The following is a 13,743-nucleotide window of genomic DNA, read 5'->3' as shown; positions in this document are numbered from 1 at the left end:
ATTAAGGCAGTCGTCGGTCGACCGGTTCCACCGATAGTCAGTTTCGGCTTGGGCCTGTGTTTGAGCTCTATGAGCGGACGAGTTAGAGAACGTCACGAACTTGAAGGTGGCGGGTGCCAATAGGGTGCTACTCAGAAGTGAGTGTGGTCCTGCGCCAAAAATAGGCCAGTTAAGTGATGGCGATCTCGAACCCGACACGACTCGGCTCGGCGCAGCCGGTTTAGACCGCCGGACTGTGTGTAGCCCCGCACCGAGGAAGATGAGCGTCGAACGACGATGCGACGCTGCGGACCAGGAACCGGAACTCTGCGCCATCAGCTACGGAAAGCCGGGCATCGTCAATCAGCACGACCCCATCTGCAATAAGGCTGTCTATTCGAGAACGATCGACGACGGCGAACTTCGGATCCAGACCGTGACGACGGGATGTCTCTGAGAGATCGACTGCCATGTCGCACATGATTTGCTCGATGATCTCGGCGCGAAAGCGATCCTCATCCGTCAGCAAATAGCCCTTTGCGGTGGCGAGCCGATCCTCGGTGATGAGAGCAAGGTAGTCCTTTGCCGAGACAGCGTTCGCGCGAACCCTTGTTGCATGCGCCCGATGGCGCCCGCGCCGAGACCAATGAGGGCGTCCGCGCAATGGTCAGTATAGCCCTGGAAGTTGCTCTTCAGCCTGCCTTTCTGCCTCGCCCGGGCAAGACTTTCGTGCGGCAGAGCAAAGTGATCGATGCCGATGCGTACGTATCCAGCATCAACTAAAGCTTCCGCGATCGTTTCGAATGGGGGTAGCGCTCGACACTGTCCGGCAGAGTGAATTCGTCGATCTTGCGTTGGTGCTTTTTGAATGGAGGAATGTGCGCGTACCAAAGGCGGCAAACCGGTCCGATGCAACTCGAGGCATTTGGCTGTCCAGGCATATAGGCTTACTGTCTGCCGGGACAGGCCATAGAGCAGGTCGAAATTGATCCGGCCGACGCGGGCGCGGCGTGACCGATCGACCGAAGGCATAGTCGCGATCGGCTCGCCGCGTTTCGTGACTGACGTCTGGCAGCCGCTGTATCAGCACATGCTTCGACCAAATGCAGGTGCACGTAGATCGAGGCGGATTGCCGCCCGCCCAAGGACTTGAGCCACGCTTGATGGTCCAATTAGCGAACTGACGCTGAGAAATGCGGGGACGTCAGATAGCTGGTGTAGCGCGGTAGGCGATGCTGCCCTTAGGATTGTGCCAGGTCCGGTCGCATTCGGATGCCTTTCTTGCTTTCTGGGTCCGATTATCGGACACGCCCGGAGAAGCTTTGCGCTGCCTCAAAATATCTGTCTTGCTGATGGCTATGGCCACTCCACAGCGCAATTGGTAGGGCATGCTGCACGCGGCATACATCGTATCTTGGATTCCGATGAAGCGGTCACACGCCAGGAATGAGCATCCTTACGATGCGGAGCCCCACAGCTCGTTGTGATCCAATCCCGCTAGAACTGGGCGAGGCGATCGACATCCAACGCCTTGCTGTTCGTGCTGAACGTACCGGGACGTGGCAGTTGGCGTCCAGTGAGCCGAACCAGGATGATTCAGAGCATGCCGGGCGGGGAAGGAATGGGAGTGTTTCGCCGCCCCCGAGGCCGCAATCGTCCGTCCTTATCGGTCGGCGGAAATGAGAGGCGTCCGTTTAGTGCGATATTACTGCGCATGCCGAACCTGCAACGGTCCCAGTGTGGAACGTGCCGGAACAAAACCTCAGGAAGTTCGGCCATGCCGTTTGCACCGGTGGTCGAGGAAGCGATTATTGCGCCGAAGCCATATTCGCAGTACGGCAGCCTGCGCGCCGGTGAGCACCCCCAAGCATGAGGTCCACTTCCTGCTGTGAAACGGCAGCGGTCAATACGCCCCATCCGTCTCGGCGCCGTGTCGCGGGTTGCCGGCCTTGGCGGACGACAACGCGACCGAGCTCCGTTCGGACTCAGCTTCTTGCTCCAATTGCAAAATATGCGCTCTTAGTGCATCGGAAGTCGCTGTCGCTGTCTCGCTGAATAGCGGATCTCCCTCATCGGTGAGGGCGGAGGCGATTTCGGTCCAATCCTGAGCCGAGAGAGCCTTCAGGGCGGCGGGAAAGAAATCTCGTTCTTCCCACATCATGTGGTGCCGCTCGCGTACTATAAAGTCGCGTACGATATTGCCGACGTTTTGCCGAAGGACTTCACGATCCGCGAGGATGGCATCAATAGCTTGAGCGAAGTGATGCAAACGGTCGACGACTTCCTGGTGTTCAAGCGCGAGATCGCCGACGATTGCAGCCGCATCCGGATCGCGAACCTTGAGCTTGGAAAAAATCAAGTCTTCCTGTGGATGATGGTACACCTCCGGGTAAACCTCGAAATAGCTGATAATCGCGCGAATGACCTCATAGTCGGGACGGATCCCTTTCTCAAAAATCTCCAATTCGCGTTGAAGAGCGACCAGAAGCAGATCAATATTGCGATGCTCTCGAACCAAAAGATCGATGATCATTGCCATACTCCTAGAGGAACAATGTAGGCTGGACGCGTTTCTGCCATTTGCCAGATCGCCTAAGCCGAATTCGGTGTCCTTCTGCGCTGCAATTTGTCAGCGCTGTTCGACGCAAAAACGTAGCGCGCTTCAATTCGAGCTGGCATAAATCAACTTAACCTAGGTTTTTGCACAAAGCTCCTGGGCAATCTGTACGAAGCTCCAGTCGGCGTGATGTCGGCAGGGCGATAACGCCATTCTGCTCAAGTTGGGTAAAGGTGCGCGACACCGGTTCGATCGTGAAGTCAAGATAATCGACGACCTCCTGCCGTGACTGGGCAGTTCGATGGCAGCGTTCTTCATAGCGCGGCGAGACATATCGAGCAGGAAGGCGACGATCCGGTCTTCAGCGCTGCTGATCAGGAGCATCATATGTTCGTGAAAGCGGCGGAGCTCAAGCGCCATCGCGTCCCACAGCTCCCATCTTAGCTCCCTCTCATGAGTGGCGCGAACAATGAGGGCGGTACGCTTCACCATCAGCAGCTGTGCCTCAAAAATCGATCCGGCCGAAGAGATATGGCTTGCTCCGGCCTCGCGGCGATGGGATGCAGATTGACTGCTCTTGACAAACTGGGAAATTTGGATGTTTTCCCTAGGTAGAAGCCCCTAAGTATTTACACGTAAGTCCCGTGAGGAGGGCATCTCGTATGGGCGCCGCGGCGCGGTCCCTTGGTTGCTCAAACATGCTCAAATCGGATTAGGAAGCTGCATGCTGGCTTCGTCGGCCGCGACCATGGGAACAGTCGGAAGCGCACGGCCGCACCCGTAAAGAGCGCCAGCCAAGTCGAACGCGGGCGTCCACCGCCACTTTCGGCTCGCCGCAGGAAGTCTTGTTCGCTCGCCTTGACTCTGATGCTCGTCAGCATCGGTCGGCCGCGGAGGTGACGATGCGGATATTGACAGCATCCTGATCGATGTACGCAGGCCGACGTGGTCGACGTGCTTGATGATCATGCAATACTTGCGCATGTGGACCGAGTTGGGACCCACCCGGATCATAGTGCTTGGCTCGCGTGACATATTGACCTGGCGCAACGGCCGGCCTTGCCGACTCTCCCGCGTTTTTGAAGCCGGAGGAAATCGTGACTGGCCTGGCTTGAAGCTAAGCTCGGGGCATCACCGGTGGGCTCGGCCGCACCTCGTCGATGGAGCGCCGGCGAACCGTGAGGGCTCCGGACAGACGGCACTCCTGTTCCTGATGCGCGCCTGGCGTCGCCATTGCGCCGATTGCGACGGCGTTTTGACCGTATCTGAAATTCTTGCCCTCATTGTGACATCAGGACTGGGATGGTAGATTGCACGAAGCATATCTCCCGCGATACCGCCGAGCAGCCTTTCTTGAGCCGAGAGCGGCCGTATCCGCCCATCACCAGCAGGTCGAGGCTTTCGTCCGCCGCAAGCGATAGGCGGGCGCGCTGCGCTGACCGGGATGTCGGGAGTGAGACGACCTTTGCAGTAAGTCCTGGCTTTGCAAGGTACTAACCCAGACAGGCGGTGGAACTTTCCGGCGGGACCTTGTCCGGAGCGGCGGTCGCGACGATGGTGAGGGCGTCTGCTTTACATAGCAGCGGCATCGGGTCGTGCAACGCGCGGGCCGCACGGCGCCTACCGCCCGAGCAAATCCCGATTCGTCTGATCGAAAAGGCGCCATGGAAGATGTATGGCCGGTAAAAAACAGGGTCGCCGGACTGGCGAAGGGAATAGAGTTATCGTGGCTGTCGTAGCCCCTCTGAGGTTGCGTGACGATGGCTAGGTCGTAGACCCGCGCGCTCGTGCAGATAATCCGGCGCGCCTCGGCCGGAACCCCACTCAGTGCGCTGGTATGCCGGCGGTTCCGTGCCCGCAGATCAAAGACCCGAAGTGCCGCTTCGGCCCGCTCCAACGCACGCGACCGTTTGATTTCGAACACCGAAGTGACTGCCGACCAGCCTAGCGCAATCACTGAATGATGGTCCTCTCGTAACCGATCGCCATAGCGTCAAAATGCGCACCCGTGCCCAATATGCGAAGGAAATCGAATTGTTTACTGCAGCCCGCACCGGGAGCTCCGTTGGAGGATGGACCAATATATTGCCGAACTATGCCGTTCTCCGTGTTGCATCGGGAGCCGTCACCGAAAACATGATCGGCTCGGTGCCGTGCGCCCGAAAAACCCTCCGTTCGTCGTCTGCACTGCGCAGCTTGAATGCAGGAATCAGCCATTCGCGCCATTTGCGCTGCTGCTAGAGTCCCGCGGTAATGGCGATCCGCATCAACTCGGACATGCTGCGGACATTGATCTTGGCCATGAGGTTCGCACGGTAAACCTCGACTGTCCGGGGACTGATGCCGAGATCATGGGCGATCACCTTGTTAATCTTGCCGGCTAATAGTCCCTGCAGGACGTCACGCTCGCGCGACGAGAGTTTCGCGAGGCGGGCTTCCGCCTGTAGTTTCGCTGCGTCATCGACTTGCCTTGTTGGCCGCGCTTCCAAAGCACTATTGATCGCACGCAATAGCACCTCCTCCTCGAACGGCTTCTCGATGAAGTCGACCGCACCCGCTTTCATCGCTTCGACTGCGAGCGATACGTCGCCATGACCAGTTATCAGGACGACGGGGCAGTCGACGCGATCGGCCTTCACTTTGCGGACCAGTTCGAGACCGCTCATACCGGGCATGCGGATGTCTGACACAATGCAGTCAACCGGACCGCTCGCGACGTCATTGAGAAAGGCGGTCGCCGTCTCATAGGTTGCTACGTAGAAACCGTTAACATCAAGCAGAAACGCGAGCGATTCCCGCATCGCCGCGTCATCGTCGATCACAAGAATGCGCTGGCCAATCATGTCTCTTCACTAAGCTCCGCAAATGGCGCGGTGAACTGAAAGATCGTGCCGCCGCCCGAATTCGCTTCCGGGACAATGTGGCCGCCATGTGACTCGATGATCGTCCGGCAGATTGATAGCCGCACACCCATGCCATGCTCTTTGGTCGTGACAAAGGGCTGGAACAACCTTATCAGCAACGGCAAACCTGTCGACCTTGGCAAGTTCAACGGTCAATTCGCGGCGCGGGCAGGAAGCCATGGCTCGATTGCATTGCGTATCAGGTGCAGCGCGACCTGCTGGATCTGGATCTTGTCGACAATCATTGATGGCAGATTGCGGTCGCTGCGGATGGCCACGCGCCCGGCTTGCACTTTGGCGCCGACTAGGGGCAAAGCCACAGCCTCTTCAAGGAGCGTGAGCGGATTCTCCGCCGTGTGCTCCGTCTCGCCCTTGGCAACGAATTCCCGCAGGCGCTTGATGACAGCGTTGGCGCGCAGAGCCAGTTGGGCGCCGTGTTCGAGTGCGCCAGCAATGCGATTGGCGTCCGGCTTGTCGGGCGCCAGCAGAGCCTTTGTGCCGCGCATGTAGTTTGTAATTGCGGAGAGCGGCCGGTTGATCTCATGGGCAATAGACGATGCCATCTCACCCATGGCGGTCAGCCGCGACACGTGCACGAGTTCAGAATGCAGCTCTTGCAAGCGCCGTTTCTGCGCTCGCCGTTCGGTGAGATTTGGGATGAAACCGAAGAACCGTTCGCCGCGCACTTTGGCCTCACCGACGGCAAGCTCCATCGGAAAGGTCGAGTTGTCGCTCCGTTCACCGACCACGATGCGGCCGATGCCGATGATGTGCCGCTCGCCATTGCTCAGATAACGTTCGATGTGGTGGTCATGCTCGGCGCGGCAGGGCTCCGGCAGCAACCTGGATACATTCGTTCCGACGACTTCGTCCGGAGAGCAACTAAATAAACGCACTGCCGCGGCGCTGAACGAGCGAATGATGCCCTTCTCGTCAATCACGATCATGGCTTCCGGCACGGTGTTCAGGATCAACTGCAGAAGGGCTAGCCTATACCGCGCCTGCTCTGATTCCCGCCGCAGCCGATTGCCCATGAAGCCAAGGAGGGGGCCAAGTACCGCGAATTCCGCGATATTGATCATGTTTGCGGAATCGGTGATGAGGCCTTTCGCAAGAAAGGCCACGCTGATGATGAGGCAGGGCACGGTAGCGAAGTTGGTCCGTCCGCGGCCGCGGCGAGAGCGGCAAAAACGACCACTGGAAGGTAGATGTCGTGAACGTGCGGTCCGGACGATACCGATTTAGCGCTGGGCGCAGTACGAGAGCCAGCCCGGCGACGGCCGCGGCAGTGCCATAGCGGTACCAGATGTGGTCCGGCATGTTTCCTCGCAGCCCCTCTCATTCGATCGACTTTACATTGTTTCCCCCGAGAGGCCACCGGAGGCAGTCCGCGTCTCAACTCACGCCAATCTATTGTGCAGGATGGCCGCAGCTATCTCGGCCAGATGCGCCAGTGCGTCGGCTGCACGGTGACGTGTTCTCCGGTCTTGGCCTTGATCCAGCCGCCGAAGATCCGGCGGCAAGGAAAGACCACCCGGTGAATGGTGTTACCCTCGATCACGGCAATCTCCAAATCTCGATCAAAGGGCGGCGCCGTTTCGAGTAGCTCCCAGGTCAGGTCGCCGTTAGATCCTGAACGGGGTTCATCGCTGCGGGCTGACAAATTCAGGCAACCTTCTGGGCACTAAGGAAGCGATCGCTTGGCCGCCGTGCGAACAGGCTCAGCCCAATATTGCCCAGGCGGCGCGTGGTCTCGATCGCGTCAGCCGTGACCGGGGTTTTATCGGCCGCGGCGCCGTGGCACCTATCGTGCCGGGACCTGATCCGCTCACCGACCGAAATATTAGGATTGGCGCTGCGAAACAACTCCCGGGCTTCGGTCGAATCGATCTGGATCAGCTCGAGCCTTCGGCGGTTGGTATTCATCGCTGTTCTGCAGAAGTTAAACTGGACTGCCGCTCCCGCAACTTGGCCCGCGGCGGGACAAATGTCCGTCATGTCGAAACATCCTTCGTTGGTGAGGAATCTCCTTGTCCCACGGCGTCAGCGTGGGGCGTTGGGTTATGATGACTTCAGCCGCGCCCTTGCGAGCGGGCGGCATCCCAAGCTAGAATGGGAAGATGCCGGAAATCGCTTGACGCCATTCGGATGATGCGCTCGGCACCGATCATCGCGCGCCGGTCCGCAGGTCGATGAAGTGCGCCATCGCAAGCGACGCAGGCTATCGGGTGCAGGTCATCGGCACACGGTTCGGGTGCGTCCGGCAGCAGTCCTTGAACTAGGTCGCCGGTATCTGGACATGAAAAGATGATGGGGCGCCAAGTCTTTCTGTCTGCCATGTGTCTGACCTTGGACTGGAAGATCACTTGTATCAGTAGGCAGCCGTCGCAGTAATTGATACAGGTCAAAAAAAGAGCTGATGCGCGTCCAGAATGGCCGAGCCCGAGCGGCCGCTGCGAGCCGGACAGGCCCGCGTTGGCAGGCGACATGTCACAACTCGTGCGATCCGCCAGAGCGTCGCGTTGGTCCGCGACACGCCAGCGTGTAGCAGGGTTGATTTGAGGCGCACCGCACGCGGATGGGCCACGACAGCATTTGTCCTCAATGCTGCGATAGCCGGCAAGCAGATGGTAATTTGATCGCTCGCCTCGCATTGTCGGTAGCCTTGCCGGGGCTAATCCCAGCCATAGGCTTTCGCGCGGAAGTCCTGAACCTTGGGCTTATCGAAACGCTGGCTGTGACAAGCCTGATCATCGGCTTTGCTGTCGCGGCGGCAGGGTGGACCGTCAGGACCGAGATCGAGGCGGTTCGCCTCATTGGCCATGATCACGTGCGCGTAGGTTTCGCCGTCGATAGCCCCCGGCCGCCGGCGCGCGTCAGAAATGGCTCTACCCGGTGATTGGCCAATGACCCGGTATTTGCGGCGATGCCTCGTGAGACCAAGTATCGCGTGCAAAGTTCGCGGCGGCTCGAGGTTCGATATTGCCAGCGGTTGAGTATGGGATCGATAGAGATCAATAGCCGGCATCTCGGGCGTGACGGTGCATGCTGTTCTCAATCGTCTCTTCGAGACGTTCCTCGATCATCGACTCAATTTTGTCGGTCGAGGGCATGAGCAGACCAGAAGGCGCTGTCCGTCGGCTCAAAACAGAGTGCGGTCCGCCAAGCTGCACAGAGAGCTATTGCGGGGTTTGCGGGCCGACGGGAGCGCTCGCGCCGCGTTACCCAAGTCTCGACCTTATTTCGATCGGAGGAGCGGACAACCTCTTGGGGATGCTGCTTGAGGCAGATCAAATACTCTTGTGGCGCGAATGGCAGAATGGTGGATGAGTAAACCCACAGGAAGAGGCTGTCATGCCTTCATTTAACGTTCGGTTCATTAAGACCGTTCGTGACGATACCGGCCACGAACATCGTGCCTGTCAGGCAGCGTTCAAGGTCGATGCCGCCTCGCTGAGTGCTGCTGCAGAGCAGGCGGAGACCGATTTCTGCAAGCAAAAGAGTGTCCGCGATTGGACAGTCTTCGCCGATGTGATAGAGCTTCGCGCTCCGCCTGCATTGCCGTCGGCATGGGGAGGGTAGCTTGGTTTTGGCCAGGGAAGCCTGCAACTTGAAGTGTGGGGTCAATCTGTGAATCTAGGCGTGATCAGGACATCGATGCGATCGCACGTGAGCTCAATCTGCCACATCCGCCTTTCGAACCATGGCGCAAAAACCGGACTCTCCTGAAGTCTTAAGCAAGCGCCTCGACTTGCCGGTTTTTTCGAGAATGCGCTTGCTGCCACATGGAGACGTATTGCGCGATCTGCAGCGGGTGTGCGGCCTGCCTCAGGCCAAGACCCGCTGCGCCGCCGACCTCGAGAGGCAGAACCATGCAAATCCGCTCAAAGACTGCCCAAACGAAAAGGCCCTGCGCGTTCGGTCGTGAGATATCCTCCCGCTGCGCTTTCGCGATTGATCGCGTTCAATCAGTTCCTCGCCGAAAATCTTGACTCCTGAGCAAGCCGGCTTTCAAAGAAGGCCAATGCAATGAGGCGAATCTGATGCCCCAATTTTGCGATCTCTCGCCCCAATGATGGCTGCTCGCCAAGGCTTCCATGGCAACCGTAGAGGCCGACTGGGTGGCAAAAAACTTAAGTACCTTATCTCGTCGCAGCTGCTTGCGGAAGATCACGGCTGCTGAAACACCCGAGCCATGTACCTGAAACACGTATTTCGCAAGATCCAATTCAATTGTACCAACTCCTGACATGGGAACATCCTTTTCGAATCATGCACCCGCCACCTTGCCCAGGGAAGCTGTGAGGGGGTGTCCACCCCTCCGTGATAGGCGCGGTGCCCAAGTCGAACGGCTCGAAGTAGTGGACACAGGCCGACGGCGGCGCTGGTCCGAGGACGAGAAGCTCAAGATGGTTCTGGAGAGCTTACAGGCGCCGCGTCAGGTCGCGGCGATATGGCGTTTCGCGCTCATTGCTGCTGCGATGGCGACGGTCGTTTCGTCCCGAGCCGAAGGATGCCGCCCATCAACGGGCTTCGTACCGGCGATGGTGGTCGCGGAATCGGGGCCGACGCCTTGGTGACTACATTCTGCCGTCTCAGCCCCGCCAGAGCGGCGTCACTGATGGACACCGGTTAGGCCCTGCGGCGCTTGTTACAGCCTGTTGGCGCCAATGCGGGCCAGAGCCTCCGCTCTGTGTTCCTTTGGTGCACTCGATATCGTGGTGCGCTCTGCGGTATGCACGCTCAAGTGCGGGCGAAATCCGGAAAAAACTCGCGTAGAGTCTTTAAACGACTGTTGCTTCGATGTCACCAAATGGATGAGCCGGCGATCTACGCTCGTGTCAAACGAGGGACGGCATGTTCGATATTTATTTGAACGGAAGACACGATCTTTTGGTCGTTCCGCGAGGCTTTGCGATCCCCGCGGGATTGGACGGCAATTGGAAGCGAAAGAAGCGGGCGGTGCGCTCAGTGAGCGATCTCATTCGCCAAGATGTCCAACAGCGCGGTTACCACCGACGTAGTTTGATCTCAAATAGGTCGAAGGCGGCAGTTGAGACCTCGTCACACGCGTAGCCAACGCGGCGATCTACGCTGATCCATTCTTCGAAACACTCTGGGCAGGATGCCGTCGAGAACCTTGCTTACCGCGTCGACGGCAACGGGTATCTCCCTTCATTAGGGTTAAGGAGCAAGGTTTCTTTTGAAAAGCGGCCGCACGGCGCTGCGGCTTCCTCAGGATAAGTATTGGAGCTTTTCCTTGAGTCGATTGCCCCGAGTTGGAGCTGTTCAGGTTCATCGCGCTTGGCTCGCTCATTCCAGAACATGTTCGTTTACGTGCTCAGCTTCGAATAGAAAGGCGTCGATTGGGGGCCGCATTCAAGAAGCCTCTCAACACGGCGTCTGTACGAAGTTTACAATTCCACAGCTGCACTAGTCCAGACTCCTTGTCTTCGGAAAACATGACCGAGCTTATATCCTGGCGCGAGTTCCTATGATTGCCTCTTTTTTGCGGTGTCGCTCAGAAAAAACTATGTTACAAGCCGCTCCTCTCAAAAGGAACATTCATCGTGAAAAAAGCAACCAAGAATCGCGTTAAGCGGCGCGAGTGGACGAAGGCAGATATCAAAGAGCTCAAAGTCCACTCGAAGGCTCGGACCCCGGTCATAAAAATAGCAAAAATGACCAAACGCAGTGTCGGTGCGCTACGCCAGAAGGCCTTAAATCTCGGAATCGGACTCGGACATCAGCGGTAATTTTCAGCAGCGCTGGCTACTGGCGCGGTAGGGCGGCTCGCGGGCCGCCCTCTATGGCCATAGAAATTTTGTCGCACATCAGCTTGGCCGATCCGCGCTGAGACGTTTTTCACGCACGTGCTGGATGGCCTCCCAATGTCGCGGAACGGGCTCCAGCGCCTCCTCATCTTTGATGAAGTTTCTTGGAAGACGGTTTCGACGGCGAACACCGCTTGCGATTTATGAACGCGAGTGAAGACATCGTCTTAGCCACAGCCCTGTCTCGAAGATTTCCCGGCTGGAAATTGTCTCGCAGGGCGCTCGGCGCCGTTGATTGTTCAAGAAAAACTTTTAATTGCGGTTTGTTGTCAAGCTTTCCTTTTGATCTCGCCAACGGCACGACGGTAGCGCTCGTGCCGATGGAGCCACGGCGCCGGCGCGGCTGAGGTATGATGGTTAGTCAGGCATCGGATCGGTCTATAGTTGAACCTTTGATGCCAGCTGGGGTCATGGTTCTTTCCGAGGTCGCGTAGCGCCTCATGATGATGTCCGGGTCGGGCGCCTCAACGTATGCAGCGGGACCAGCCGCCAACAGCCGAATGACCGAGGTACTTGCGCTCCGTCAGCCACGGCACGCTCACCGCGGCGATGATTGATCCGTGAGACTTTTTCTCCGCCAAGCGGCGTGCAGAACCGAGAGATGCTGCCAGCCGAACGATCGCGCTCACAGAGGCACACGTGCCACTTATCTGGAATCGGCTCGACGTGGACTAGGATCTGTTTGGATTCAGGATTGAACTTCCAAGCCGGAACGATTCAAACTCAATCCGCTGCAGAAATGCCGGGGCCAAACACCTAGTTTTCCGTTAATTTCTCGGCGTCAGCTTACGGACAGCTAAGCTGCTTATCTGCGGAGTCCGGTCTAACGACCTGAAACACAATGCAATCGCCATAGGAGTGTGGTCGTCATGGACGATCGAGTTAACAATACGTCGCATGTTCCATCCTACGATGAGTATCATTACGCTAGCTCCCCGGAGCACAGGAATGCCGACGATTTTGCGGACGCGTTCCGTAGAATGGGATTGCAGGACTCGGGTGCCAGCTCATCCTCGCAGCCGAGTTATTACCTCAACTCAAGACCTCCCGTTATTGAGATCAACCGGGCCGAATTCCGGGAGCGGGTGAGGAGCTTTCATGGTGAAGAAATCGATCGTATCGCCAACAATCCGCAGGAATACTCAGAATTTGTATCCGAAAGAGCTAATCGCACCGCGGATACCGCCAGAAGTTTCGCGATCCGAAGGGATTCCGATGCCGCGCGATATTACAGCTACCAACTAGGAAATACGAGCGTCGGCCTCCAAAGAACGGAAGCCGGATTTCCTATGGCGACTGAGTTCACCAGCCAGCGGTGGCGAGAACTGTTTCCCGGACGGACTGATGTCACATCAATCGTGGATTTTCAGGTTGCACATCCGCTCGTCGGTAACGCCGGCGATATTCTGCTCGAGCACCAACTACGGCAAGACGGCGAACGGCCGCTAGTGAACTGGCGTCCTGCCAATGACGAAGCGAGAGCCCGTGCAGAACAACTGGGCTTCGTTCATGTGGATCCCGATGATATGGTACTTGATCCCACCCAGTCCAGCCAGTGGAGATATAGGGATGGTGAATGGCAGCGCGCAACCAATTCTTCGATGTATCTCTCCAAAGCGTCGAGCGATGATGAACCTTCATCAGAATCCGACTCGGATGGAGACTTCATGTGACGTGAGATCTCTACCAATCCATTTGAGGTGGAGCAGGAGCGCAGACCAACCGACACCTGCGGCTTACGATCGAGCCTTGGACGGAACGAAGCCCAAGCCAATTCGGCTCAAGCCGTGAGGTGCACTGTACTGGCGGCGGTTTACGAGAGCTGGTGCCTATAATAGCACAAAGAAAACTCCGGCTTCCAGCCGGAGTTTTCGACTCCCGCCCGGGCGGGAGGAGCGGATTGCAAATCGTCCAGGGCGCCACCGTCATCGTGCTCAACGCCATCTACGAAGGAGACTTCTGTGGCTTTTCCTACGGGTTTCGGCCCGGCAGAGGACCACATGATGCGTTGGACGCGCTCTGCACAGCGATCGAGACGCGGCACGTGAACTGGATCATTGACGCCGACATCCAAAACTTCTTTGGCGCAGTCAGTCAACCTTGGCTGGTTCGCTTCTTGGAACATAGGATCGGCGACAAGCGCATCATCCGCCTCATTCAGAAATGGCTGAAGGCGGGTGTTCTCGAAGACGGCGTCGTAGCCGCTGATGACAGGGGAACGGGTCAAGGTTCGGTGATTTCACCGCTTCTCGGCAACATCTACCTGCACTACGCTCTCGACCTGTGGGCCAAACGCTGGCGACAGCGCGAGGTCTCCGGCGGCATGATCATCGTGCGTTACGCGGACGATGTAGTAGTCGGCTTTGAGCGCGAGGATGACGCACGTCGTTTCCTGACGCGATGCGCGCGAGACTGGAGGAGTTCGAGCTGACGCTCCACCCGGCCAAGACCCGCCTGATTGAGTTTGGTC

At 57.9% G+C, this 13,743-nt stretch carries 16 protein-coding genes; 5 read left to right on the top strand and 11 right to left on the bottom strand.

The window, feature by feature from the left end; translation table 11 throughout:
- Positions 1 to 220: 220 nt before the first annotated feature.
- The 10 genes from XI08_RS19035 to XI08_RS18990 all read right to left on the bottom strand — a co-directional run bounded on the left by XI08_RS19035 (position 221) and on the right by XI08_RS18990 (position 8,497).
- Positions 221 to 508 (bottom strand): hypothetical protein, encoded by a 288-nt coding sequence (locus XI08_RS19035; RefSeq protein ID WP_245570230.1) that lies wholly within the window; start codon positions 506 to 508, stop codon positions 221 to 223.
- A gap of 1,374 nt (positions 509 to 1,882) precedes the next feature.
- Entirely contained in the window at positions 1,883 to 2,512 is a 630-nt protein-coding gene (locus XI08_RS19030) for a hemerythrin domain-containing protein (RefSeq protein ID WP_271575556.1), read from the bottom strand.
- A 154-nt stretch (positions 2,513 to 2,666) separates the two neighbouring features.
- Positions 2,667 to 2,789 (bottom strand): hypothetical protein, encoded by a 123-nt coding sequence (locus XI08_RS19025; protein WP_245570234.1) that lies wholly within the window; start codon positions 2,787 to 2,789, stop codon positions 2,667 to 2,669.
- A 1,984-nt stretch (positions 2,790 to 4,773) separates the two neighbouring features.
- Positions 4,774 to 5,379: a response regulator FixJ gene (fixJ, locus tag XI08_RS19020; RefSeq protein ID WP_271575555.1), complete on the bottom strand. Its 606-nt coding sequence runs from the start codon at positions 5,377 to 5,379 to the stop codon at positions 4,774 to 4,776.
- A complete protein-coding gene (locus XI08_RS19015; protein ID WP_271575579.1) occupies positions 5,376 to 5,510 on the bottom strand; it encodes a hypothetical protein in 135 nt (44 codons plus the stop codon). Before XI08_RS19015 ends, fixJ begins: the two co-directional genes overlap by 4 nt.
- An 81-nt stretch (positions 5,511 to 5,591) precedes the next feature.
- Positions 5,592 to 6,584 (bottom strand): PAS domain S-box protein, encoded by a 993-nt coding sequence (locus tag XI08_RS19010; protein WP_271575554.1) that lies wholly within the window; start codon positions 6,582 to 6,584, stop codon positions 5,592 to 5,594.
- A gap of 287 nt (positions 6,585 to 6,871) precedes the next feature.
- Positions 6,872 to 7,000, bottom strand: a complete 129-nt coding sequence (locus XI08_RS19005) for a hypothetical protein (RefSeq protein WP_143279402.1) — start codon at positions 6,998 to 7,000, stop codon at positions 6,872 to 6,874.
- A 104-nt stretch (positions 7,001 to 7,104) separates the two neighbouring features.
- A complete protein-coding gene (locus XI08_RS19000; protein ID WP_143279401.1) occupies positions 7,105 to 7,365 on the bottom strand; it encodes a hypothetical protein in 261 nt (86 codons plus the stop codon).
- Positions 7,366 to 7,511: 146 nt separating this feature from the next.
- Entirely contained in the window at positions 7,512 to 7,928 is a 417-nt protein-coding gene (locus XI08_RS18995) for a hypothetical protein (RefSeq protein ID WP_161536436.1), read from the bottom strand.
- Positions 7,929 to 8,113: 185 nt separating this feature from the next.
- Positions 8,114 to 8,497, bottom strand: a complete 384-nt coding sequence (locus XI08_RS18990) for a hypothetical protein (RefSeq protein WP_161536435.1) — start codon at positions 8,495 to 8,497, stop codon at positions 8,114 to 8,116.
- A 296-nt stretch (positions 8,498 to 8,793) separates the two neighbouring features.
- Here XI08_RS18990 and XI08_RS18985 point away from each other — a divergent pair, with 296 nt between their 5' ends.
- A complete protein-coding gene (locus XI08_RS18985) occupies positions 8,794 to 9,021 on the top strand; it encodes a hypothetical protein (protein WP_097669773.1) in 228 nt (75 codons plus the stop codon).
- 382 nt (positions 9,022 to 9,403) lie between these two features.
- Here the strand turns inward: XI08_RS18985 and XI08_RS18980 are convergent, their stop codons facing one another.
- A complete protein-coding gene (locus XI08_RS18980; protein WP_143279399.1) occupies positions 9,404 to 9,691 on the bottom strand; it encodes a hypothetical protein in 288 nt (95 codons plus the stop codon).
- Between the two features lie 1,315 nt (positions 9,692 to 11,006).
- Here XI08_RS18980 and XI08_RS18975 point away from each other — a divergent pair.
- From XI08_RS18975 to XI08_RS18960, 4 genes are all read left to right on the top strand, one after another.
- On the top strand, positions 11,007 to 11,195 hold the full coding sequence (locus tag XI08_RS18975) for a hypothetical protein (RefSeq protein ID WP_245570233.1): 189 nt from the start codon (positions 11,007 to 11,009) through the stop codon (positions 11,193 to 11,195).
- Positions 11,196 to 11,377: 182 nt separating this feature from the next.
- On the top strand, positions 11,378 to 11,620 hold the full coding sequence (locus tag XI08_RS18970) for a hypothetical protein (RefSeq protein ID WP_271575553.1): 243 nt from the start codon (positions 11,378 to 11,380) through the stop codon (positions 11,618 to 11,620).
- Between the two features lie 522 nt (positions 11,621 to 12,142).
- On the top strand, positions 12,143 to 12,946 hold the full coding sequence (locus tag XI08_RS18965; RefSeq protein WP_271553145.1) for an effector protein NopP: 804 nt from the start codon (positions 12,143 to 12,145) through the stop codon (positions 12,944 to 12,946).
- A gap of 227 nt (positions 12,947 to 13,173) precedes the next feature.
- The gene (locus XI08_RS18960) at positions 13,174 to 13,704 is read left to right on the top strand and encodes a reverse transcriptase domain-containing protein (RefSeq protein WP_442869840.1); all 531 of its coding nucleotides are present in this window, start codon (positions 13,174 to 13,176) and stop codon (positions 13,702 to 13,704) included.
- Positions 13,705 to 13,743 lie beyond the last annotated feature (39 nt).

Origin of the sequence: Bradyrhizobium sp. CCBAU 11361, assembly GCF_028128935.1 — a bacterium.
Lineage (GTDB): Bacteria > Pseudomonadota > Alphaproteobacteria > Rhizobiales > Xanthobacteraceae > Bradyrhizobium > Bradyrhizobium niftali.
This window is presented reverse-complemented; position numbering and strand designations above follow the sequence as displayed.

Coding starts and splice junctions, on each gene's coding strand:
- XI08_RS18965 (WP_271553145.1), top strand. CDS start 12,143: ATGGACGATCGAGTTAACAATACGTCGCATGTTCCATCCTACGATGAG.
- XI08_RS18995 (WP_161536436.1), bottom strand. CDS start 7,928: ATGTCGCCTGCCAACGCGGGCCTGTCCGGCTCGCAGCGGCCGCTCGGG.
- XI08_RS19030 (WP_271575556.1), bottom strand. CDS start 2,512: ATGATCATCGATCTTTTGGTTCGAGAGCATCGCAATATTGATCTGCTT.
- fixJ (WP_271575555.1), bottom strand. CDS start 5,379: ATGATTGGCCAGCGCATTCTTGTGATCGACGATGACGCGGCGATGCGG.
- XI08_RS19000 (WP_143279401.1), bottom strand. CDS start 7,365: ATGAATACCAACCGCCGAAGGCTCGAGCTGATCCAGATCGATTCGACC.
- XI08_RS19015 (WP_271575579.1), bottom strand. CDS start 5,510: ATGGGTGTGCGGCTATCAATCTGCCGGACGATCATCGAGTCACATGGC.
- XI08_RS18985 (WP_097669773.1), top strand. CDS start 8,794: ATGCCTTCATTTAACGTTCGGTTCATTAAGACCGTTCGTGACGATACC.
- XI08_RS18980 (WP_143279399.1), bottom strand. CDS start 9,691: ATGTCAGGAGTTGGTACAATTGAATTGGATCTTGCGAAATACGTGTTT.